The organism is Rhodococcus sp. 05-339-2, assembly GCF_002258965.1.
Classification (GTDB): domain Bacteria; phylum Actinomycetota; class Actinomycetes; order Mycobacteriales; family Mycobacteriaceae; genus Rhodococcoides.
Map to the genome: position 1 here is coordinate 1 of NZ_NOYW01000002.1, position 20,959 is coordinate 20,959.

Here is a 20,959-nt window from a genome sequence, read left to right on the forward strand (position 1 = left end):
ACCGCCACCACCGCCGCCGCCACCGCCGGCGAGTCGTCCGGCACCACCGGCCCCTCCGGAGAACGCTGCCGCGCCTGCGCTGCCGCCACCGACTGCTTTGCCTGCGGCCATGGACTTTCCGCCCGTGGCGACCGCAGCTCCGGCCATCAGAGCTGTTCCTGCTGCGGCGGCACCGGATCCACCCGAGCCGACGGCCGCGACCGCCGGCACCAACAGGCGCATCATCGCGGGCAGAACCGCCGCGGCCATGGTGAGCATGACGATGCCCAACAGCGATTGTTGGAGCTGGTCGATGTCGGGGATCTCGCCCTCGGTGACGTTCGCCGAGTTCTGTGCGGTCAGGAACGCCATCGCGTAGACCAGCGCGCCGACGGGCTTGAAGAGCAGGAACGCAATGATCCAGGCCACGATCTTGTCGTAGGACTGTGAGCCGACCGAGGTACCTCCGGCCGCGGCCGCGAGCGGTGCGGCCGCGACAGCGGCAATGAGAAGCACCTGGCGGGCCACGAGCATCACTGCCTGCGCGATCGCGCCGAGAAGGCCGACCAATCCGATGATCAGCATCAACCCCGGGGTGGCGCTGCCGTAGGAGTTGATCGAGAGCATCGAGTCGACCATGCCCACCGGGTCACGGTTGGAGGTATCGGTGATCAGCCAGTCCGAGAACGCGTCCCCGGCACGGGTTCCCGCGGCGACGACGACGGAGAACATCGTGGCGGCAATGATGGTGCGGGAGAGGGCCTTGTAGGTTTCTTCGGCTTCGTTGAGCAGTGCGTGACGCCGCGCAGCCGCCAGACGCAAGGCCAGGAAGATGATCGTCGCGACCAGCAGTGCCAGTTGTATCCAGCCCGTGTACTCCGAGATCGTCTGCAGCGGAGTGAAATTCTGCAGATCCGGGTTCGGGATCTTGATCCACCAGGTCATCGCCATGGTCAGTACCTGCGCCATGCCGGTGAGGATCGACTGCACGATCTCCCCGAACTGCGATTCCCACATCTCCGCGAACTGACTGGTGGCGAAGTTCTTGGCTGCGTCGAGGGGGTTGCCGTCCGCTGCGCACAGTGCGCCGCTCGCGCCGCCGATCAGATCGCCGATGACCGGCAACTGCGTGCCCAACACGTCACCGACGACGTCGCCGGCGGTGTCGCACGCGGTGGTCTGCGCCGAGTCCGTCTGTGCCGTGTCGTCCGGAGTGGGTTCCTGCGCGGCCGCGATCGCACTGCCGGTCAGCATCACCGCAAGCACGATCACCAGTGCCACTGCTGTCGACCGGAGGCACCGGAGGGCGAGGGTCGTCATTTTCCGGGCCATTGCGTCCACCCCGCCAACGTCGGGGTGTTGCCGACCTTGCCCGCCTCGGCGAGCTTGAGGGACCAGTCGCCGCCGCGCCAGAGCAGCTCGATCGGCACCGTGGTCCAGCCATTGCCGGAGACGTTCTTGCCGGCGTATTCGATCACCGCATAGTCCGACGAGTAGTAGGTCAGGCGGTAGGCCTCCTGCCGAAACAATGGCTTGGCCGGCGGCGCGGTGTTGCCGGCCGCGATCTGACGTTGGGCGTTGGCGAGATTGCGGTCGAGCTCGGTCTGCAGCTCGGGGGTCGAGGCGACCGCTCGGGTACCCATCACTGCCGCTGCACCCTCGAACGTGGATTGGCTGCGGTTCACCAGCTGCAGTCCCGCCAGGGCCGCGCCTTGTGGGGTTCGAGCGAAGCCGGTGGCGAGGGCACCGTCGACTGCGGTGGGCCCGTCGGAGGCGGAGAACGGGAGGGGATAGTTCTGCACTTTCTGCCACATCACCCCGGCAGGCGGGGCGCTCTGGTAGTCGGCGGAGCTGGGATCGGGGCGAGAGCCGGGGTCTTGGTCGAGGGCGATGCCGTTCGGGTTCGGGGGCACCTCGACGCGGAAGCCGAGTTCGTCGAGGTAGGGCAGTCCCCAGTCGGCGCGGTTGCTCTGGGTCGGCTGCGGCGCGGCGGGACTGGCGGTGTCGGGTTGCGGCGCGGAGATCTCGCGGGCGCTGCGGTTGATCAGGACGGCCGCGGTGCCGCCGACGACGACGAGAACGATCACGATCACCGACAGCACCAACGTCCACCGGCGTCCGCCCAGGACCTGTCCGTCGTCATCCGGGGACGACGGGACGGGATTGTGTCGCGGTCCTGTGCTCATCACGATTTCTCCAAGGGTGTTGCCTCTTCCGGTACTTCGGTGATCGAGCGCACTCTGACGGTGGTGTCGCCGGGCTCGGGAAGCAGTAGCCGCCAGTCCTCGCCCGACCACACGACGGCGGTGTCGGATGCGGCGATCGATTCGTCGGGGAAGGTGGTGTAGATCGTCAGAGCCGCCCGCTCGACGGTGTAGTCGGTGATCCGGTACCCGGCGATCGAGGGACGCTCGTCGGCGGCAGGGGGTGCGGTGATCGAGATCAGTTGCCGGTTGACGGCGAACGAGTCACGTGCAGGTCCGGGAGCGACCGCGGCATTGACCACCGATGGCCATTGGTAGTCGGGAGCGACCGAGATCCGCACGGTCTGTTGCAGTGCTGCCAGGGCCGCACCCTGCGGGTCGTGAGTGAATCCGCCGACAGGGCCGCTTCCCGGATTGTGGGCCGGGCCCTGATCGCCGACAGGCAGTGCGATGCCTTGGTAGTCCTGCCAGCGCACCCCGGTCGGTGGTGCGGACGGATCCGGGGCCGTCGAGGTGGTCGGAGCCGCCGTATCGGTGGCTTCGGTGCCGCCGGAGCTGCAGGCCGTGGCCAGTGCCGCTGCGAGCAGCCCGACGGCTATCCATGCTCGTGCCCCGCGGATGCGGGGTGCCCCGTCGTCGGGTGTGGATGCGGTCATGGTCGGAGATACCTCTTTCGTTACGCGATGCTGGGGCGCTCGCATGGTCAGAACGTCAACAGGGCTGCGGCGATACCGGTTGCGGCAGAGGCGAACACGGCCGAGATGAGCGTGACCACGATCGATTGAGCGGCGTCGGTCTCGTGGGGGGACTCTCGTCGGGTGTAGGCCAAACGTCCTGCGGCCCAGATCAATCGGATGGTGAATATCGCGAAGGCGAACCAGAGCAGGTATTGCAGCAACTGCACCAATGGTTCGGTGACCTCGGTCGGTGGTGTCTTCACCTGTGCACGCTCATCCGGCGACGCTGGTCATGATGGTGCCGGCGCTGGTGGCGATGACACCGCCGATCAGGGCTCCGACGACGATCTTCGGCGATTCCAGTGCCCCGCCGTTGTACTTCTCCCAGCCGAATTTTCCGCCGCCGTAGACCAGTGCACACACACCGGCGAGAAGGACAAACCAACTGAGCCAGCGGCCCAGGCGTAGGAAGCCGTCGGACTTCGGTGGCGCTTCGGGGGTGAGCTCGATCTGGGCGAGGATGTCGATTCCGGTGTGCAGGCTGTGCAGGATCATGGCTTTCCTTCTGTCGGGGTGGTGGAGCGTCGAACGTCGAGGAGGATGGCCTCGCGTAGTTCCGATCCGACGGTGGCGATGTCGGCGGGAACGTCTGTGGCACTGCGCTTTTTCTCCGGTTGCGGATCGAACGGTGACCAGACCGCCAGGCCGCTGGGATCTCGCGCGAGTGGGTACTGCTCGACCCAGCCGATGCGCCAGTCGCGGCCGACGAGTGCAGTGACGACGTCGCGGGTCTGCTGGATCTGTTTGGGCAGCTTTCGACCCGGTCGGTCGGCCACGGTGATCAGGCCGATGATCGTGGAGGGTCCACCGTGGCCTGCGGTGTGTTGACGAAGCAGTTCACCTGCTTTGACCAGTCCCGAGACGGTCTCGCGGGCAACGATCGCGACGTAGGGACTTTGCTTTCCGTACCCGCCGGGCCAGCGGTCACCGCAGTCGCCGGCGGGAGCGAGAACGTGGGCGAGGGTGCTCACGCCTGCGCCGCCGTGTGCGCCGAGCAGCCAGAGCATCGGGGACGGGGAACGATCCGGTAGTGGTATCGGCCTGTCCCATATCGGGAGCTCGCGTTCGGGTAGGCGCATCGAGAGATCTCCCGCACCGCGGGGTGTCTGGTTGCCGGGGGTCGCGAGGTGGGGAATGCTCACCGGCCCTGCCCTCCGGCGGCAGCGCGCACGGTGCTTGCCCGTAGCTGCTCGTAGGCAGCGGACGTCGCTGGGTTCAGCTCGTCGGCCGTAATCGGCAGCCCGGTGGCCAGGTGAGGGTCGTAGGGGATGTCGAGGACGGCGAACACTCTGCCGTGCAGGTGGTTTCGGAGTTCGTCGAGGTCGATTCCTGGTGTTCCCGGGAGCTGGTGGGATATCGCGACGATGGTGCGCAGTGGGCCTGCATCCGTGGCGGTGTAGCGGATGGTTTCCAGTGCCGCGCGCATCCGATTGACGGCATCGGCGCGGGCATGGACGGCCAGGACTATCGCCGCCCAGGGCTCGGACCGCAGCGGATCGGCTGCGGCGCGGCCGAACCCGCGGTGTCCGAGGTCGTAGATCGAGGTGTCGACTTGGCTGCGGAGGTAGCGATCGATGCCCCGGTATGCCGGCTCGACCGACTGCAGCCAGGCGCGCCCGAGTATGTGTGCTCCTGCCGAGGTCGCGGAGGTGCAGTCGGCGACCGAGGCCGGCACGTTGTCGGGGTCGGAGCTGTCGAAGGCGGTTTCGATGACGGTGTCGCTGACCATGGAATCTGCGCCGCGTTCGACCAGATCACCGCCTGCAGGTGTGGCGTCGACGACGACCACGTCGTGGCCGCGAGCAGACCATGCGTTGCCCAGTCCGAGTGCTGTGGTGCTCGCTCCTGCGCCCCCGCAGGCACCGAGGACCAGAGTCATCGGTGGTATCGGGTCGGGGGCGGGCACCGGTTCGGGGTGAGCACGTAGGGGAAGGACCCGTGCGCCCTGGTCCGCGGTGTCGGGTAACGGGCTCTCTGGGGGCGGGGTGAGCCATTCGCTCATCCATTCGGCGCGCTCTTCGGTCACTGTGCTGCTCCGATCGAGGTGATGAAGGTGCGGCCACCGGCGTCGGTGGTGCTGATGGTCTGTTTGTCCGTGGTGCGAGTGCCGTCGCTGTAGCGCTGCTCGAGGGTCACGGCGTAGGTGTTCGGGGCGGCGGCCCGGATGCTCACGCAGTGCTCAGTACCGGCGGGGATGGTGTCGATACCGCGTTGGAGCTCGTCGGCGGTTGCAGACTTCAACTGCGCGTTCGGGGCGAGGATCTCGCGGGCGGCCGCGCCGCTGCGTTCGACGTAGTAGGCGTGCTCGAACGCCAGGATCGCTGCGCTTCCCGAGGTGGTACCGCCCGGGCCCGCGCCGGTCACCACCCCGTCGGTCACCGATTCGGGGCACCAGGATTGGGCGAGCGCAGCGGTGGTGGTCGTGGGCGCGGGCAGCTCCGATGTCGAGGCTGGGGTCGACACGGCCTCGACCTCGGGCGTGGTGTCCGGGTCGGAGGTGAAGACAGCGACCGCAAGTGCTCCGACACCGACTGTCATCGCGACGGCCGCCGCGGTGATGCCGAGCGCGCGGGCGTTGACGGAGCGGCGTCGAGCGGGTCGCGGTCGTGGCGCTGCTGGCTGTGGGGGCGCGAGAAGCCAGTGTGACCCGTCGGCGGCGGACCGGGTGTCATCGGGCTTGTCTGCTGCCGGAACGTTCTGTGGCGGTGTGGCATCGGCCGCCGGGGTGGCGTCGAGGGGATCGAAGGGTGGAAACCAAGAGTCGAGGGAGGTCGATGCTTCGTTGTTGTATGTCATCATCTTTGGTTCCTCTCTTCGAGAGTCCCTGGCGCACAGCAGGTGTGCGCCAGGGGCTTTCTCAATTCGGCAGAGCAGCCGGAGTGGTCGTCGTGGTCGGCCTGGTGCTGGCCGGTGGTGTGACGACGGCGGTGGTGATCGCAGTGCTCGGGAGCGGGGAGCTGGGGTCGGCGTCGATGCCGCCCGTATCGGTCGAACCGTTAGCCAGGTCCTTGGCGAGCGCGACGAACCAGTCGGTCACGAACGCCGTCGCCGATTCACCTGTCGGGGTGGTCGGTGTCGACCCGTAGGAGCCGTGCTGAGCGATGGTCGACGAGTACTTCGTCAGGGTCGCCAGGTTCAACAGGTCCTTGTTGTCGGTGATGTTGTCTTTGACAGCGGTGAAGGCCTGGTTGGTCAACCGCGACGTCGTGGCCGGGGGAACGAGCTTGGCGGCCGCGCCGAGGAGCTTGGTTCCGAGCAACCCGACCGCGGCGACGGGGTTGGACATCCCGACTGTGGCGAGTTCGGCGATATTCGCCGGCGTCAGGATCTCTTTCGCCACCGTTTTCACGGCGTTGAACCCGATCGTCCCCACCTTGAGCAGAGCCGAGATCGCCTGGTCGGCAGTCGGTAGCGGAGTATTGGGATCCGATGCCGCCGCGAGACGCTCGGACAGGGACTTCTTCGGAGCGATCGACAGGTTCGCCAGCGTCGTTCCCTTGATGTCCTCGTTGACCACCGTCACTGCCGTCTTGATCGAGGTCATCGCCAACGCTTCCGCGACCGAGGACAGGGACCGAACCGGGTCACCGGCCGAGAGCTCGGACTGACCGGCGATGTTGGTCACCACCCGCAGGATCGGCGAATCCGACGGTGCGTCACACGCGAGATCTCCGGACTGGCAGAAGCTCGCGACCCGGCCGGTCAACGCGCCGTAGTTGCTCACCGTGTCCGACGTGGGCGCGATACCTCCACCGGTCGGCGCGTTCTGGTCGAGGGCCTCGATCTTCGAGACCTCTGTCCCTGCGGTGCCGGGTGCAGGCTTTGGGGTCGTCTGCCCTGGTGCACCGGGAAACAGCGGTGCACCCACGGCCCGAGTCGGGTCGCCGAAGGTGGCGACCCCGACGAGCTTGGCGGCCGGAATCGACCCCTGACCGGCTCCGACTTTCTGTGCCCACGTCGAGACCGCGTGAGCGCCCTGGCTGTAGCCGGCGGCGGTGAATTTCGTCTCCGGGCATGCGGCAGCGACCTCCGCAGCCATGGCGTCGATGCTGGTCTCCGCACCCTCGACCGACTGTGTGTAGGGGACGTTGCCGCCGGGCACCGCGCCTCCGAACCCGGCGTCGTACGGCACATACGCCCGCCCAGCGAGCTCAGTACCACCGGATACGGCTTTGGCCAGCAGAGGCATGAAGACCTGCGAAAGCATCCCGGTATCGGTCGTCGGCGCGGCATCGGGGGCGGACTCCCCGGTCCCTTGCACGCCGAGGGCGAACAGCGCCGGGCACGGCCCCGTGATGAGGTCCGTGCCCGACTCGCTCGGAGCAGCCAACGCCGGCGACGTGGCATTGACCACGACCGCCACAGTGGCGGCCGCAGCCAACGCCACGCGAGCAACGCGGAGCCGAGGACGCGAGGTCACAGGTGCCATCCAGCAGGGGCAACCGAATCCAGGAACGATCCCGCCTGCGCTGCAACGGTATCGGCGGCGGCGAGTACATCGGTACCGCCCGGCTGCGCAGCGACGATCTCCCGCACCTCCAACGGAAGCGCGGGTGCGATGCTCGCTGCCTCCGGAGGAGTCCACACCGGGGCCGCGAGTGGCGCGGGAGTAGGGGCTGGCGTGGGTGCCGGGGCAGGTGCTGGGGCGGGCGAAGGTGCTTCACCGAGGTTTTCGCCCGCACCGTATGCGCCGCCGACGACACCGCCGATGACCGCTCCGGCTGCGCCGACACCGGCCGCTGGAATCAGCGCTGCAGCAGCGCCGACCGCTGCACCGATCGCTGCACCGCCCGCTGTGGCGGCGACACCCACCGGGACAGCTCCGACACCGGGAATCAGAACCGACCCGACTCCTGCGCCGGTGATGCCGCCGATGGTGCCGCCGATCAGGCCACCGGCCAAGATCGCCGCCGGTGCTACGACTGCGTAGGTCGTGACCGCGGAGGTCGTTCCTCCGATGAGCACGCCCGCCGTGGTGCCGGCCGCCATCCGGTCCGAGCGTGTCGTCGGAATGCCGAGGTTGTTGAAGTACGTCGCGCCCTGGGCTTCGAGCACAGCGGCGGTGTTGTTGACACGGTCCGCGTCGTCCTGACTCAACCAACTTGGCTTCTCACCGGAGATTGCACCGAAACGAACGGTGTTGTCCGGAGCCTGAATCGGAGCAACCGGCGTACCCGGTGCTACGACCGTCTCGTCCTTATGAGGTTCGGGTACAGCGTCGGTCGAGGGCTGTGGGGCAGGCTTCGACGGCGTCTGCTCGACGGTGGGTTCGCTGTAGTAGACCGGCGCGTTGTAGTTGGGAACCGAACGGGTCGGTGCGTTGCGGTACTCCGCCGGTGGCACGTACGGGCCGACGTACTGCCAGTCCGCTGTCGTGCCTGAATCCTGATGCAGCACCGACGGGGACGGTGTAGTGACGCTCGGCTGGCCGCCGGGAACTTCTGTGGTCACCCCGGGCTGCCCTGGCGCGGCAACGGCGAATCCAGCGGTGGTGAACATCGTGGCCACCGTCAAAGTGAGCGCTGCTGTCGCTGACGCTGCGACAGGGCGAGGGATCGTACGGTGGCGTGCTTTAGTCGAAGAGCGAGTCGGCATTGTGGTGTATCTCCTTCGAGATTTGTTGTTCTACAACAAGTTTGGGTCTTAGATCGGTCGAGCAATTCAGCTAGTGACCAGCAGGGAGGCTATGTGGGGCAATCGGATCGGCATGTGTGGATGTCGATTCGATTGCCCCACGTCCTCAGTCAGAGCCAGCCGAAGATGACGGGCCAGATCCACAGCTGCTGGAAGATCCACATGGTGGGTCGCTATCTCCTTTCTGCGAGAGATTTTTTGGGCAGCGGTGTGTTCTCCCGCCGGGTCGCGCAGTTCGGTACACGACGAGGTCGAAGCGTTGCAACTGGCCTTCGCGTCGGTCCGTCAAGTGAGTTGGCTCGGCAACAGCCCCAGGGCGGTGAGTCCGTTGGCGAGCCATCTCGCGGTTGGCGTCCGAGCGGACGCCAACCGCGATCGGGGGCTACTAAGCCACGCGGCTCAAAGAGTGGGGCTGTGAGCGCGGCTTTCGGAATGTCAGATCTGAGTCTGTCCATTCGCTGATTACTGACCCGGTCTCATCGCATAGAAAGCGGTGCCTGCTGTGGCGGGGCTCGGATGGCAGTGAGCACACGGCAAGGCCGGCGACGCGGTCACTGACCGAGCGGCATGGGGCGTAGCCGAGATTCCAACTGGGAGTCATGTGTAACGTCGGCGCTTGCACGACGGATGTCATAGGTAATCTCCGATCCGATTGCGGTTCTGCAAGATCCGCATAGGCTGGGAGAGCCACTGCGGATACAACTCTGGCCCGATATTGGGCTCGTTCCGTAGGTGGAGAGGACTCCGGATGCGTTTCGGGACGACCAATCACGGCGCATCTGGGGTCTGCTTAATCGAAGCACTCTATTCGGGAGAAACCTCACCTTCTTTGCTGCGCCATACGACGCGTAGCCGTTGCATCTTGGGGGGAATGTCTTGTTGTACGACTCGTGCCGTGGACGAGCTCGCGCGGTGGCGCATTCAACGGCCTGGAGTCAGCATGTCCAGTATCTAAACAACCAATTCTATACATTAGCAGCTAAACATGCTTTATGTGCTACCAAACTGAGACAAGTGACATCGTGTTCTCCTGTGAGGTTCCATCGGTGAGGCGTCGGTTGCGTGGGTTCGCACCTGACAAGCTGCGTGCACGGAGAATTGAACTCAAGCTGAGTGGTGCTGAGGTTGCGCGCGTTCTCGGAGTTGCTCTGACGACGTACTCACAGTGGGAGCGAGGCCAGTCCCATCCCCGTGTAGACACTCTTGCTCGATGCGCCGAGGAATTCGGGAGCGAGATCAGCGACTTCGTCTCGGTGCCGGAGGACGAGGAGTACCTCGGTGATCTGCGAATATCCAGAGGGCTGACCCAGGGAATGCTAGCGAGTGAAATCGGCGTCAGTAGCCAGTACATCGGGGCGCTTGAGCGCGGGCAGAGCAAGCTGAGCGCGCCGGCCGCCCGCCAGATAGCTGAAGCGCTGGAGTACCCGACGCAACGGGTCAACGAGGCATACGAGCGTGCGCGGAAGCGGCCGCGGGGCGAACCGGCTTGATTGCGAAGTTGACTCTGGGTCGGCATTTTGGCTCCAAGACGCATGCTTGTTAGCCACGTGAAATGTGATCCACGTGGTGCTCAAAGGCTGCGTCTGAGGGCCATGCGGCCGACAGGAAGTCTTCGACTCTCCGGGAGAGTCGAAGGTGCCGAGGGCGAAGCTATCACGATCTTTCAGGGAGTGGGAACCTCAAGCGCCTGCTCGGAAGGTTGTAGCGCGGGGAGCACCGCAAGGACCAGCCGGTCGCCAAGTTGCCCGGGGTATGGCCGCAGCTCAAGTCGGGTCTGCTGCCACTTCCAGTCGGTCGCGTCGCCGCCGTCGATTGCACGGATGCGTACATCAGCTGACACGGGAGACGTGTCGTGAGTCCACTTCTCCAGAGCGTCAGACAGTGTCGCCCGGTCGTCGTCGTGCAACACGCCGCAACCGCTTGAGAGGTCACGCCATTTCACCCAGTTTGGAGCTTCCGGTAACCACATCGTCAAAATTCCGGTTCGGCCGTCGAATACCGCGATGCGTGTTCCACCGCTCTCAAGGCCGCTCGGCATTCCCAGCTCAGCCAATGTTGGTTTGTCGGGTTCCGTTGTGTCTGTCACGTCGTGCCATAGCAGCCTGAGGCCGACGTTGGGAGGGTCAGTTCTCCCTCTGCCCCAGCAATGCCAACGCATGACTCGGCCATCTGCATGGAGAACGGACATTGGGCCCTCCCACTTCTGACCGTGGGTAGGGACCAGTGCCTGGGCGAACAACTCCTCGGACCCGTCGAATTTGACGGCTTTGGCGTTGTATTCAGCCGGGGTTCGTTCCGGTACGTGATCAGCAGCAGAGACGCCGGACATCGCGGAAGCCTCTACTGTCTGCTCGATGACGGTGCGTTCGAGCAGCCAGGCTATTCCGGAAACGGTTCGCGCAGGATCGGGTTCGACCTCCGGGTCCCCCACCCAGACCTGTATGCCGTGGGTTTCCCCAGACGGCCCCAGAACCGGTACTGCGCGAATGCGGGCTTCGCGCCGACGGCCTTTGAAGAGCACAGCTTGCTCGGCGCAAGAACGACGTGTGAGTTCCAGAAATCCATGCAGATCGAATTCGGGCCCAGGTGACAAGCGGTCGATTTTGGTCCAATCTCGGACCTTCCCCCCAGTGCTGATGACTGTCATCTGTCCTGGAACCAAGGTTTCCACCAGGTGCCAGCTGTTCACGATGTCCACAGGTTCCCCTTCCTGATTGATCTAGACAAACGACGGTACAGTCAAGAGCGTCGCGAGATCGAGAGCTTCACCCCATGCGGCCTTAAGGTCACAGCTTCGCGGACATCGAGCTGATAACTGGGATCCGCCTCCAAGTCGTATCGGCGAACGATGGATGCCAACGCCAGCACAACCTCATGCAGGGCGAATTGCCTACCTATACACGCGCGCAGGCCGGTGCCCCAAGGTTTGTAAATGCGTTGATCGGACTTACCCGCATTGCCTGCAGCGAATCTGCTGGGATCGAAGTCACGTGCGGTCGGCCCCCAAGCTGCAGAGCGATGCAGCTGCGGAAGAAGGACGAAGACCCATCCCTCCGGAACGTGATAGCCGCCGAGGGTGGTCGCGCCTCGTTCACGGGCTTTGCGGAAGTAGCCGGGTGCCGCGGGCCAAAGCCGTAGAGTTTCATCGATTACGTGGCGCGTGCGCCGGAGTTTCGGCACGTCCTGAAAGCCGATGTCGATCTCGGAGGGCGCGATCTCGTCGATTTCAGTCCGTAGTTCCTGAAATATGTCGGGTCGGCGGCTCAAGAAGTGCAGGGCGAAAGCAGTAGTAGAGGCAGTCGTCTCGTTACCAGCGACTAGAAATGTCACTATCTGATTTCGGATGTTCTCTGGCGTCAGGTACTGGCCGCTAGACGGATCCGGACTTTCAAGCATGTGCTGCAACAGATCTGGTGGCGACTGACCTGAGCTTCCGTTCGAGATTCTTCGATGTATCAACGCGTCGACGGTGCTGCGGATAAACAAAATGTCGTTCTGGTGCTGACGGAGAGCTCCTCGCCCAAGCACGGTCCGAACTGCTGGTATGTCGTTCGAAGACCGGTTGACGAACTGGAGCGCGCGGGTGACGGCGTCCGCAAACGGTACAGGCTGGCGAAACGAGCCGAAGTCGTGTGAGACGGCGCATCGTCCGATCACATCGAAGGCCAGTTTGGAGCATTCTGCGTAAGCATCGATAGGTGTTGACCCAGCGTGTCTATCCCAGGCCTTCAGCAGTTCACTCACTGACTCCTGCATCGAATCGTGGTAGCCACGCATGGACGACTTGCTGAACGCAGGCCCCAGAACAGCATGTGCACGGTGCCAGTTCGGTTCTGAGTTGAAAGCAGTGAAGAGTCCGTCTTCGCCAAGTGCCCGTAGCTTTCGGTGAGGCAGAGCCAGAAACCTCGCCCAGTTCTCCTCGTCGTTGACTTGCGACACGAGCTCTGGATCCGAAACCACGACGAGTCGGTGGCCAAAGATCTTCCGCTCGTAGATTCCGCCGAGTTGGTCGGCCATCGCCATCTCTTTTTGCACCGGCTTGGCAGCATCAAGGCCAAGCACGTCTCCGGCAATCGGAAGCCGATACCGAGGATGCGGCAGTTTTGCTGAGGTCGCTCGAGCACCTTTCATGTGCGACAGTCTCTCGTACCTCGGTAGGCATCGGACGTTGGGCAGCCGCGTGCGACTCTGACGGGCCTAGGAGCTATTGCCTGATGGGAGCGTTCGTGCAGTGGGCGGCGGGTGCTTCTATGCAGTGGGCGAGTGGTGCGAGCGACGATTTCAGTCACCACCGTGTCTGTTCGGAGAAGTGTGGGCAAGCCGCCCTGTCAGGTGCGTAGGTGAGTCGGACGGGGATGCTCGCCCGTTCGGCCATCGTCGCGATCGCAGTGTGGAGACCGGCCCGATCGAGTGCGATCGGGTACACCCGGTTGGCGACCTCGCGCAGCTCGCTGATCGCTTCGTGGGATGCGACGTGGGCTTGGGTAAGGAGTTCGTGCACCTTGTCGGGCTTCTCGGCGCGACGTGCGCGGCCGATGAGCATTCCCAGGGCAACCAGTTGCTCTTGGACACCGTCTTGCAGGTCCCGCTCGATGCGGCGACGTTCGTTGTCGATGGCGTCGACAACGTGATCGCGGCTGCTCGTCAGCTCGGCAACCCGTTACTGCAGCAACCGGTCGGACTGCCGTCCGAGCACGTGGATGACGAACCAGCGGTCCAGCGATCCCACCCCGGCCACGTCTGTCGATAACGAAATTCGTTGCCGATAATATAGATTATGTCAGGTGGACCTATGCATGTTGCATCCGATGAATCATTCAGCTCCGGCAAACTGACTTCGTGCTTCTCTGGGTGAAGTACGAAATCTGTTCAAAATGAGGATATTACGTGCTGTTTGGCAGGTCGCCCGTTCGGACGCCCTTCTTGAGGCATCATCAGCCTGTAGTTTTCGCTGTTCAACATCACAGGCTGGCAGTGCTATTGGCAGTATTGATTCATCTGGTGAATCATTGATTCGTTGAACGAGACGAAGAATGGGTGTCATGGGGGTCGACAAGAGCGGACGCGTCGTCCTGGTCGAGTCGGTGACGGCACTGCATCCCGAGGAGCAAACGGTCAAAGACATGCTCACGGGATGGCGGAACCGGCAGCTCTGCCGAAATCTGTAGCTCGGTACCATCGAGCAACGGCAACAGGTGGTCGTGCGGTTCATCGATTACACCAACGAGTTCCCGTGGGCATGGACCCCGGCCATGGTGGAGGAATACTTCGGAGACCTCCGCTCGATTCGCCGAATCGCGGACTCGACGATCCGCAGCTATCAGACCTCGCTGAAGTTCTTCTGCTCCTACATCAGCCACCCCGACTACGGGTGGGATCGACTGTGTGAGAGCCGCTTCGGTACGCACCCCGCTCAGGTGTTCTTCGAGTGGAACACCGCAGCACACGTCCAGGACAACGAGCAGACACCGGCCAAGCGTGCCTTCACCAAGACCGAGCTGCAACTGGTGTTCGATCACGCCGACACCCAGGTCGACACGATCGCGGCGACAGGGCGCAAGGGGTGGCTGCCGGCCTACCGTGACGCGGTGATGCTCAAACTCGCCTACTCCTACGGGCTGCGCTTCAACGAAGTACGTCACCTGCAGACCGTCGACTTCGCCCGCAATCCCCACGCACGCGAGTTCGGCCGCTTCGGAGTTCTCAACGTGCGCTACGGCAAAGCCAACCGCGGGTCACCCCCGAAACGGCGCAGCGTGCTGACGGTCTTCGACTGGACCCCCGAGATCGTCGACGATTGGCTCACCCACGGCCAGCCCTATCTCGATGCGGGACTCCATCTGTTTCCATCCGAACGTGGTGCGCTGGTTGCCGAATTGACCCTGATACGCCGGTTCCGGCGCTACTGCACCGAGCTGCAGCTCTCGCCAGGGTTGGACCTGCACTCACTGCGTCGCGCGTACGCCACCCACCTGATCGAAGACGGCTGGGATCCGTTGTTCGTGCAACAGCAGATGGGTCACGAGCACGCCAGCACCACCTCCCTCTATACGTGCGTGTCGAGCGACTTCCGCACTCGCACATTGCGGCGGGCGTTGGATGCGACCGTGAGCGACGCTCTCGGTATGGAAGGAGAAATCTCGTGAAATGCACCGTCGACTACATCTGGCGCCTACCCAAGCTGATGGCCGCACACGGCATGCATAACAGCACCGACCTCATCCCCCGCCTGGTTGAACGCGGAATCTCCCTCTCCCGCCCGCAGGTCTACCGCCTCGTCACGCAACGACCCGAACGTGTCTCGCTGCAGATGATGGCGGCGCTCTGCGACATCTTCGGCTGTGGAATGCAGGACCTGGTCACCGTCACCGCAGCCGACGAACGCAAGAAGCGAACTGCGACGTCATCGGCACCGAACGTCGTGGAACTCAACAAGACAATCCGGCCGCGTCGCGCCCGGGTGATCCGCGATGACCATTGAAATCCAACCCCGCAACACCGTTCGAGGGCGACCGAGAACCGGTGGCGAATTCACCTGCGATCAATGCGGACGTGAAGCCGACAAACCGCGCGTGCGCTGGCCCGACGGCAAGATCTGCGGAACATGCTTCCACTCCGCGGTGCGCACCTACGGATACTGCACAGCATGCGGATTCGAGCGAATGCTCCCCGGACGAGTCGAGGACAGAGCGGTCTGTGTCGACTGCACCGGCATCGAGACCGATTTCCAGTGCACCGGGTGCGGCACCGAAGCCGAGCACTACCGACGCGGCATCTGCGCGCGCTGCGCACTCCGCGACGACCTCACCTCGCTACTTCTCGACAACCCGCCGATCCTGCTGCCATAAACACGCGTCAGCTGTCCGTAGGTGAGGGCATGCCCGGAGGAATGGTCGACGATTGCACGGAGGCTCTCATCTGGCGGCGCGATATCCCCGAGGATGTAATCGGCGAGATCTGTTTCAGGAATCGGTACCAGCGGAAAGGGGCTATCGAAAGGCAAAGTGTGCTCCGTGTTGATGAGAACCCGCGCCGGCACGTCTAGCTTGGCGGTCTGTGAATTGAATGTGCTTCTTGTCGAATCGAGTCCGGACAGGTTCAGGGGACAATGTCATCGTCGCTCACGTCGTTGGTCAGTTCGAGTAGCTCGGGGATCCGGACGACCAGCCGGTCACCGGGGGCGAGATACCGGGGCGGTGTCCGTCGGTGTCCGATTCCCGATGGTGTACCTGTCGCTATTACGTCGCCTGGTGCTAGTTCCGTAAAAGTGCTGACATACGCGATGATGGTTCCGATATCAGAGACTAAGTCGGCGAGCTTGCCGTGTTGGACCTGCTCGCCGTTCAGTTCGGTGACGATCTCGAGCGCCGACGGGTCCGGAATTTCATCGCGCGTGATGATCCATGGTCCCCATGAACCAGATCGGTCGAAGTTCTTCCCAGCGGTCGCTTGTTTGCTGTGCAGTTGCCATTCACGGATGCTGTTCTCCCCCATCACCGTGTACCCGGCGATGTGGTCGAGGGCTTCGTCGGCGGCGATATTACGCCCACGGGTGCCGATGACGACGGCGATCTCGCCTTCCCAATCGAGGGTATGGGAAACCCTGGGTCTTACCAACGGCTCGTGGTGGCCGACGAAGGATGTCGGGAATCGAGTAAACAAGGTCGGATGTTCACTGACCTCGGCTAGAACTTCACTGGCGTGAGTACTGAAATTCAAGCCTACGCATAGAATTTTGTTCGGTGAGGGGATCGGAGGCATCCACGATCCCCGATGCGCGTCCACTTCTGGATATGCGGACAGATCGATTCCAGTGATGTCGGCCAGATCAACCGAATCAAGAAGAGCCGCCAGCCCGTCGGGTCCGGCGTACGTCGAGATGTCGTGAACTGTGGCACCGTCGACGCTGGCCACCGTGATTTGCTGTCCGTCAATAACCATCGTGCCGAGTCTCATCGGCCCGCCCTCTCGTGTTCCATCAGACCTGCCGCCCTGGCGAGTAGGTGGTCAACTTTCGCGATACCGGAGGCTGTCGTCGAGATGAGCGGTGGGCGCACGTGCGCAGAGTCGATTCGCCCTTCGCGTTCGAGTACAAGTTTGGCTGTGGTGGGGTTGGTCTCGACGAATAACAGATCCACAAGAGGATGCAGCGCGTAGTGAATCCGTCGGGCTTCTTCGTACTTGCCATCCATCCAGTACTCGTACATTTCAGCGCATGCCCTTGGGGCGATGTTGGCGGTTGCGCTGATGAAACCGATGCCCCCGAGTGCCAGAAGAGGCAGACACAACAGTTCGATTCCCGACCAGACGAGCAACCCCTTGTCTGCTGCTTCTATCACGCGCGAAAAGTGCTCGAAATCCCTGGTCGTCTCCTTGATCCCAACGATATTGACTACGTCACGGTGTAGACGCGCGACCGTGTCGGGTGCAAGTTCGACAGCCGTTCGAGAGGGAACGTTGTACATGATGATCGGCAGATCCGGTGTCTCCGAGGCAACACGGTCGTACCATTCGTACAATGCCTGTTGGGTCGGTCGCGCGTAATAGGGGGTGATCACGAGCGCTGCATCCACGCCAGCACGATCGGCAGCCGCAGTGAGCTTGAGCGTCTCGTCGAGTTTAGCGGAACCTGTTCCAGCGATGAACGGCACGCGGCCCGCGACGGCGTCCGCTACCACCTCGATCGCTTCGATTCGTTCGTCGATCGTCTGAGAACTCGGTTCACCGGTTGAGCCGCCTATGGAAATACCGTGCGTTCCAGCATCGATCTGCCATTCCACCAACCGGCGAAGGCTGTCGGTGTCGAGTTGGCCATTGTCTTTGAACGGCGTAATCAACGGCGCGATCGACCCATTGATGTTGGAGGGATCGGTACGGAAACTCATCAGTTTTCCTTCGGGTCGAGTGTGTCGTGGGATCTCTTCCAAACCAGCGCCGCAAGAGCAAGGTCCGTCAGCCCGGAACCGAGCCCCTTGTACACAGTGAGCCGCGGATCAGTGGGCCTTTTCACGTCGCGGTCCAGGACCTCACCGAGCGAAAGGACCGAGCCAAGGTCGTTGCCGAAATGCTCCCGTAGTTCACGCGATCCGCGTGCAGCATTTTCGACGTCGTCGACTGTCGTGAAGTCGCTGAGCGGGAGTACTGAAGGGAGTAGTTCGGCCGTAGATTGCAGGATCGCGCCGACGGCATTGAGATGCGCGCCGCGTACCAGCCAGTCGCCGTCGAGAAACGGGTCGGACGCGCGGGTTACGGTCGTGACGATAGGCATGTCGCGGACCGCCGTGCGGGCGGAGTCGGCGACCTCGACTCTCAGGTCCAGCTCTGTCGCGATCCTGGACGCGAACTTGCGGCGGCTGCTTTCGGAAGGACTCCATATCCGAACCAGTCCGAGTGGCCGGATGGCGTGGATTGCGACGACCTGGTGGAAAGCTTGACGTCCGGTACCGAGTATCGCCAATTCTCCGGCTGATGGCGCGGCCATGATGTCCGTGGCCAATGCCGCAGTACCTGCTGTACGAAGCATGCCAAGCACTCCTGCGGCCATGACCGCCAGCGTTCGACCATCAGCGGAATCGAACAAGGTCAACACCGCAGAGGCTCCTCTTGGTGTATTGACCCAGCTCTTGAACGCAACGACATTGCCAGCACTATCCACCGCACCTAGAGAATGCGCAGTGCTGGTGTCGTCGAACTGCGACATAGTCTTGGGTATCGAGCGGGCCGTTCCGCGATACGCAGAGACGAGCACGCCGCGAAGTGCGGCGATTGCGTCGAGCTGATCGACAGCATCGACCACCTCGGCGTCGTTGAAGACCGAGATGGTTCCGCGGCCTGCAGCGTCGAGAGTTGAAGTCATGAGCACCTTTCGTGCTGAAGGTCGATGGCCCAAATCGGCAAGTAATGACGAGATACGTACAACGTTGATCTCACCTCTGATATAAATCAATTACGGATCTACGAATGCTGGGATAATTAAAAGGTTATGGTGCGGTATGGATACTCAGCTGTCATTTCGACGACTGGAGGTATTTCGGCTGGTCGTCGACGAACGCAGCGTCACACGGGCGGCCGAAATCCTGATGGTTGCCCAACCTGCGGTATCTGCACAGCTACGGGCGCTCGAATCGTGGGTCGGTGCAGCGCTGTTCGTTCGTCGCGGAAACCGGTTGGTGCTGACCGAAGCCGGGGAGAGGACGAACGAATGGGCAAAGAACGTACTCGCTGGCGCAGCGCAGGTACGTCGAGATGTCGGAGACCTCGCGTCGGGGGATGCCGGTCGTGTACTCGTTTCGTCAAGCATGGCTGTGGGAACCTATTTGCTTGCGCCCATCCTGGCGAAACTAGGAAAGCAACGTCCGAACGTCGACATTACAGTGTCGATCTCCCGGCCGGAGGAGTCGATTCGGGGCGTGGAGTCAGGCGAGTTCGATTTTGCTGTACTCAATTGGGACGAGCGGCACTTATCGGACTCGACAGAGTCAGAAGTGCTGCAGACGGTCAAACTGTCGGTCTATGCGACTGAGCATCTCGTGGCAATCGGCACTACCCTGACCGTTGACGAAGCGTTGGCGTTGCCTATGGTGGGGGCCCCGAGCGAAGTGGTCTATCAACGTAACTTGGTGGCCCAGCTTCGCGCCGAGGGATACGACGAACCGAGCTTCGTCATTCGGTTGGGGCATTCCGAAGCGATGGTCAGAGCAGCTATCGAGCACGATTGGGCCATTATCGCACCCTCATACGCAGTCGGCAGTGATAGTGCCCTAAGGCCCATCGATGTTCCCGATTTCTCACTCAAGGAACGTATTGTACTTGTTCATCGTAAGGATAAGCATTTCTCTCCGCTGCAGCTGGCAACGCTCGACGCAGTCCGCCACGGATTGGAGGGTGCCGCGGCGACCTCATCTCAACGACTAAATGAGGACTACCAGGAATAGTCTCTGATGGCGGGGACCATACGCCTCCCTCCCTCAGAATGGCCAGAACCGGACCGGACGATTCCAGTTCGCTCGGACTGTTGTTCATTTCCGGCCTGGAGCGGGTCGCCTCGTCGGAGTACAGGAAGTTAGTCTTTCCAGAAGGGAAGAAGTACCCGAAACTCGGCTAAGGGGGGCGCTATCTTGCCGTTTCATACCGGCTCCCCCTGCGTTCGTATGTGAGTGAAATTCCTTTCGTTTCGGGAGTGAAATACATGACCAGCGCGCCGAGGACAGCGGCAACGGAGAGGTAGACCGAGAACGTGTTTGGATGATCATTCTCGGCCAGCCATTGCTGCAGATACGGTGTCGTCCCGGCGAAGACGACCGCTGACAGGGCGTACGGGAGCGCAATGCCCGTCGCGCGTACCTCGGTCGGGAAGAGCTCGGACAATAGCGCCGGCAGGATGGATCCGGCCAACGTGAACAAGCAAAGCATCACTGTCATCGCGACCATGAAGCCGAGGGTCCCCTGGCGAGCAAGGTGATCCATCGGATAGGCAAGTATTCCGACTCCGATACCGAACAGGAAAAAGTTGCCACGGCGTCCGATTCGGTCGGACAGAGCTCCTGCACACGGAAACACGAACATGCTCACCGTCAAGGCGGCGACGCCCGCCCACAACGCCTCGGTAGGACTGAGACCGACCACATTGATTGCCCATGTCGTACTCGCTACGCCCCACGCGTAATAGAGGGCGGACAGCGACGCCATGATCAGGAATACACGGACGCCCGAGGCTCGGTATTTCCACAGAGCCGAAACAATGTTTTGACGCTGCACGGGCTGTTCTTCGAGCAATTGCGTAAATGCCCGCGACTCGGGCATGCGAGCCCGCATCACCAGCGTGAGAATGCCCAGTGCGAACCCGACCACGAACGGAATCCTCCAACCCCAGGTCGTCATCGCGTTAGAAGGCAGCGCGCTGTTCAGCAGCGCGCCCATCAGCGTTGCAGCGATGATAGCGATGGTGAACGACACATAGATGGCCGAAGACCACATGCCCCGGCGTGGAGCGGGCGCAACCTCAGCTACGTAGGTATAGGCGGAGGCGACCTCACCAGTGTGGGCCAGGCCCTGCAGCAATCGCGCGAGCAGCAATATGGCACCTGCCCCGAGGCCAGCCACTTCGTACGTGGGTACAGCGGCAATCAACAACATTCCGGCCGTTGCGCAACCAATCGCCAATAGCAGCGAAGACTTTCGCCCCAACCGATCAGCCAACCATCCGAAGAGGACACCTCCGAACGGTCTGATCAGAAAACCAGCGCCAAAGACGACGAAAGTCGACAGCAAGGCTGACGCCGGGTCGGACGGGTCGAATACCTGGGTGGCAAAAAAGGGAGCGAACACGGCATACACCGCCCAGTCGTAACCTTCCAGACCGTTGCCCAGGGAGACACCGATCAACGTTCGGATTGGCGCGGAGGA

General features: G+C 62.8%; 22 protein-coding genes and 1 pseudogene. 6 read left to right on the forward strand and 17 right to left on the reverse strand.

Annotation, left to right across the window (positions count from 1 at the left end):
* The 10 genes from CH273_RS00020 to CH273_RS00065 all read right to left on the reverse strand — a co-directional run.
* Positions 1 to 1,260, reverse strand: a 1,260-nt coding sequence (locus CH273_RS00020; protein WP_094637940.1) for a hypothetical protein, incomplete at its 3' end; no start/stop codon positions are given.
* Positions 1,261 to 1,295: 35 nt separating this feature from the next.
* Positions 1,296 to 2,165 (reverse strand): hypothetical protein, encoded by an 870-nt coding sequence (locus CH273_RS00025; protein ID WP_082322349.1) that lies wholly within the window; start codon positions 2,163 to 2,165, stop codon positions 1,296 to 1,298.
* Positions 2,165 to 2,839 carry a hypothetical protein gene (locus CH273_RS00030; protein ID WP_052049177.1) on the reverse strand — a complete coding sequence of 225 codons (675 nt, stop codon included), beginning with the start codon at positions 2,837 to 2,839 and terminating at the stop codon, positions 2,165 to 2,167. Before CH273_RS00030 ends, CH273_RS00025 begins: the two co-directional genes overlap by 1 nt.
* 47 nt (positions 2,840 to 2,886) lie before the next feature.
* Positions 2,887 to 3,123, reverse strand: a complete 237-nt coding sequence (locus CH273_RS00035; RefSeq protein ID WP_032393575.1) for a hypothetical protein — start codon at positions 3,121 to 3,123, stop codon at positions 2,887 to 2,889.
* Between the two features lie 10 nt (positions 3,124 to 3,133).
* Positions 3,134 to 3,415: a hypothetical protein gene (locus CH273_RS00040; protein WP_032393576.1), complete on the reverse strand. Its 282-nt coding sequence runs from the start codon at positions 3,413 to 3,415 to the stop codon at positions 3,134 to 3,136.
* The gene (locus tag CH273_RS00045) at positions 3,412 to 4,062 is read right to left on the reverse strand and encodes a DUF6668 family protein (RefSeq protein ID WP_052049178.1); all 651 of its coding nucleotides are present in this window, start codon (positions 4,060 to 4,062) and stop codon (positions 3,412 to 3,414) included. Before CH273_RS00045 ends, CH273_RS00040 begins: the two co-directional genes overlap by 4 nt.
* The gene (locus tag CH273_RS00050; protein ID WP_052049179.1) at positions 4,059 to 4,946 is read right to left on the reverse strand and encodes a MinD/ParA family ATP-binding protein; all 888 of its coding nucleotides are present in this window, start codon (positions 4,944 to 4,946) and stop codon (positions 4,059 to 4,061) included. Before CH273_RS00050 ends, CH273_RS00045 begins: the two co-directional genes overlap by 4 nt.
* Positions 4,943 to 5,719 carry a hypothetical protein gene (locus CH273_RS00055; RefSeq protein WP_052049180.1) on the reverse strand — a complete coding sequence of 259 codons (777 nt, stop codon included), beginning with the start codon at positions 5,717 to 5,719 and terminating at the stop codon, positions 4,943 to 4,945. Before CH273_RS00055 ends, CH273_RS00050 begins: the two co-directional genes overlap by 4 nt.
* 58 nt (positions 5,720 to 5,777) lie before the next feature.
* Complete coding sequence (locus CH273_RS00060) at positions 5,778 to 7,349, reverse strand: cutinase family protein (RefSeq protein ID WP_052049181.1); 1,572 nt, start codon at positions 7,347 to 7,349, stop codon at positions 5,778 to 5,780.
* On the reverse strand, positions 7,337 to 8,419 hold the full coding sequence (locus tag CH273_RS00065) for a hypothetical protein (RefSeq protein WP_141216002.1): 1,083 nt from the start codon (positions 8,417 to 8,419) through the stop codon (positions 7,337 to 7,339). The genes CH273_RS00060 and CH273_RS00065 overlap by 13 nt, the downstream gene beginning before the upstream one ends.
* A 1,181-nt stretch (positions 8,420 to 9,600) precedes the next feature.
* Between CH273_RS00065 and CH273_RS00070 the strand changes: the two genes are divergently transcribed.
* On the forward strand, positions 9,601 to 10,044 hold the full coding sequence (locus tag CH273_RS00070; protein WP_176457417.1) for a helix-turn-helix transcriptional regulator: 444 nt from the start codon (positions 9,601 to 9,603) through the stop codon (positions 10,042 to 10,044).
* A 173-nt stretch (positions 10,045 to 10,217) separates the two neighbouring features.
* On the opposite strand, the gene CH273_RS00075 is transcribed toward CH273_RS00070, so the two are convergent.
* The 3 genes from CH273_RS00075 to CH273_RS27995 form a co-directional block, all read right to left on the reverse strand.
* A complete protein-coding gene (locus CH273_RS00075) occupies positions 10,218 to 11,252 on the reverse strand; it encodes a GAF domain-containing protein (RefSeq protein WP_230596589.1) in 1,035 nt (344 codons plus the stop codon).
* A 41-nt stretch (positions 11,253 to 11,293) separates the two neighbouring features.
* Entirely contained in the window at positions 11,294 to 12,685 is a 1,392-nt protein-coding gene (locus CH273_RS00080; RefSeq protein ID WP_032393579.1) for a cytochrome P450, read from the reverse strand.
* A 154-nt stretch (positions 12,686 to 12,839) separates the two neighbouring features.
* Positions 12,840 to 13,148 carry a histidine kinase gene (locus CH273_RS27995; protein WP_306436876.1) on the reverse strand — a complete coding sequence of 103 codons (309 nt, stop codon included), beginning with the start codon at positions 13,146 to 13,148 and terminating at the stop codon, positions 12,840 to 12,842.
* Between CH273_RS27995 and CH273_RS28000 the strand changes: the two genes are divergently transcribed.
* The 4 genes and pseudogenes from CH273_RS28000 to CH273_RS00105 all read left to right on the forward strand — a co-directional run bounded on the left by CH273_RS28000 (position 13,029) and on the right by CH273_RS00105 (position 15,402).
* Entirely contained in the window at positions 13,029 to 13,304 is a 276-nt protein-coding gene (locus CH273_RS28000) for a hypothetical protein (RefSeq protein ID WP_230596590.1), read from the forward strand. The two genes, CH273_RS27995 and CH273_RS28000, sit on opposite strands and share 120 nt — an antisense overlap.
* A 292-nt stretch (positions 13,305 to 13,596) precedes the next feature.
* Positions 13,597 to 14,700 (forward strand): annotated as a pseudogene (locus CH273_RS00095) (tyrosine-type recombinase/integrase).
* Entirely contained in the window at positions 14,697 to 15,035 is a 339-nt protein-coding gene (locus CH273_RS00100; protein WP_032393581.1) for a helix-turn-helix domain-containing protein, read from the forward strand. Before CH273_RS00095 ends, CH273_RS00100 begins: the two are co-directional and overlap by 4 nt.
* Positions 15,025 to 15,402 carry a hypothetical protein gene (locus CH273_RS00105; RefSeq protein ID WP_032393582.1) on the forward strand — a complete coding sequence of 126 codons (378 nt, stop codon included), beginning with the start codon at positions 15,025 to 15,027 and terminating at the stop codon, positions 15,400 to 15,402. Before CH273_RS00100 ends, CH273_RS00105 begins: the two co-directional genes overlap by 11 nt.
* 250 nt (positions 15,403 to 15,652) lie before the next feature.
* Here CH273_RS00105 and CH273_RS00110 read toward each other — a convergent pair whose 3' ends face one another.
* From CH273_RS00110 to CH273_RS00120, 3 genes are read right to left on the reverse strand one after another with little or no spacing between them, the layout of a single operon-like run.
* Positions 15,653 to 16,495, reverse strand: a complete 843-nt coding sequence (locus CH273_RS00110) for a fumarylacetoacetate hydrolase family protein (RefSeq protein WP_094618272.1) — start codon at positions 16,493 to 16,495, stop codon at positions 15,653 to 15,655.
* Between the two features lie 11 nt (positions 16,496 to 16,506).
* On the reverse strand, positions 16,507 to 17,439 hold the full coding sequence (gene dapA, locus CH273_RS00115) for a 4-hydroxy-tetrahydrodipicolinate synthase (protein ID WP_032393584.1): 933 nt from the start codon (positions 17,437 to 17,439) through the stop codon (positions 16,507 to 16,509).
* Complete coding sequence (locus CH273_RS00120; RefSeq protein WP_143546150.1) at positions 17,439 to 18,500, reverse strand: ornithine cyclodeaminase family protein; 1,062 nt, start codon at positions 18,498 to 18,500, stop codon at positions 17,439 to 17,441. The genes dapA and CH273_RS00120 overlap by 1 nt, the downstream gene beginning before the upstream one ends.
* A gap of 46 nt (positions 18,501 to 18,546) precedes the next feature.
* Between CH273_RS00120 and CH273_RS00125 the strand changes: the two genes are divergently transcribed.
* A complete protein-coding gene (locus tag CH273_RS00125; protein ID WP_032393585.1) occupies positions 18,547 to 19,488 on the forward strand; it encodes a LysR family transcriptional regulator in 942 nt (313 codons plus the stop codon).
* Between the two features lie 178 nt (positions 19,489 to 19,666).
* Here the strand turns inward: CH273_RS00125 and CH273_RS00130 are convergent, their stop codons facing one another.
* Positions 19,667 to 20,938 carry an MFS transporter gene (locus CH273_RS00130; RefSeq protein ID WP_052049185.1) on the reverse strand — a complete coding sequence of 424 codons (1,272 nt, stop codon included), beginning with the start codon at positions 20,936 to 20,938 and terminating at the stop codon, positions 19,667 to 19,669.
* Positions 20,939 to 20,959 lie beyond the last annotated feature (21 nt).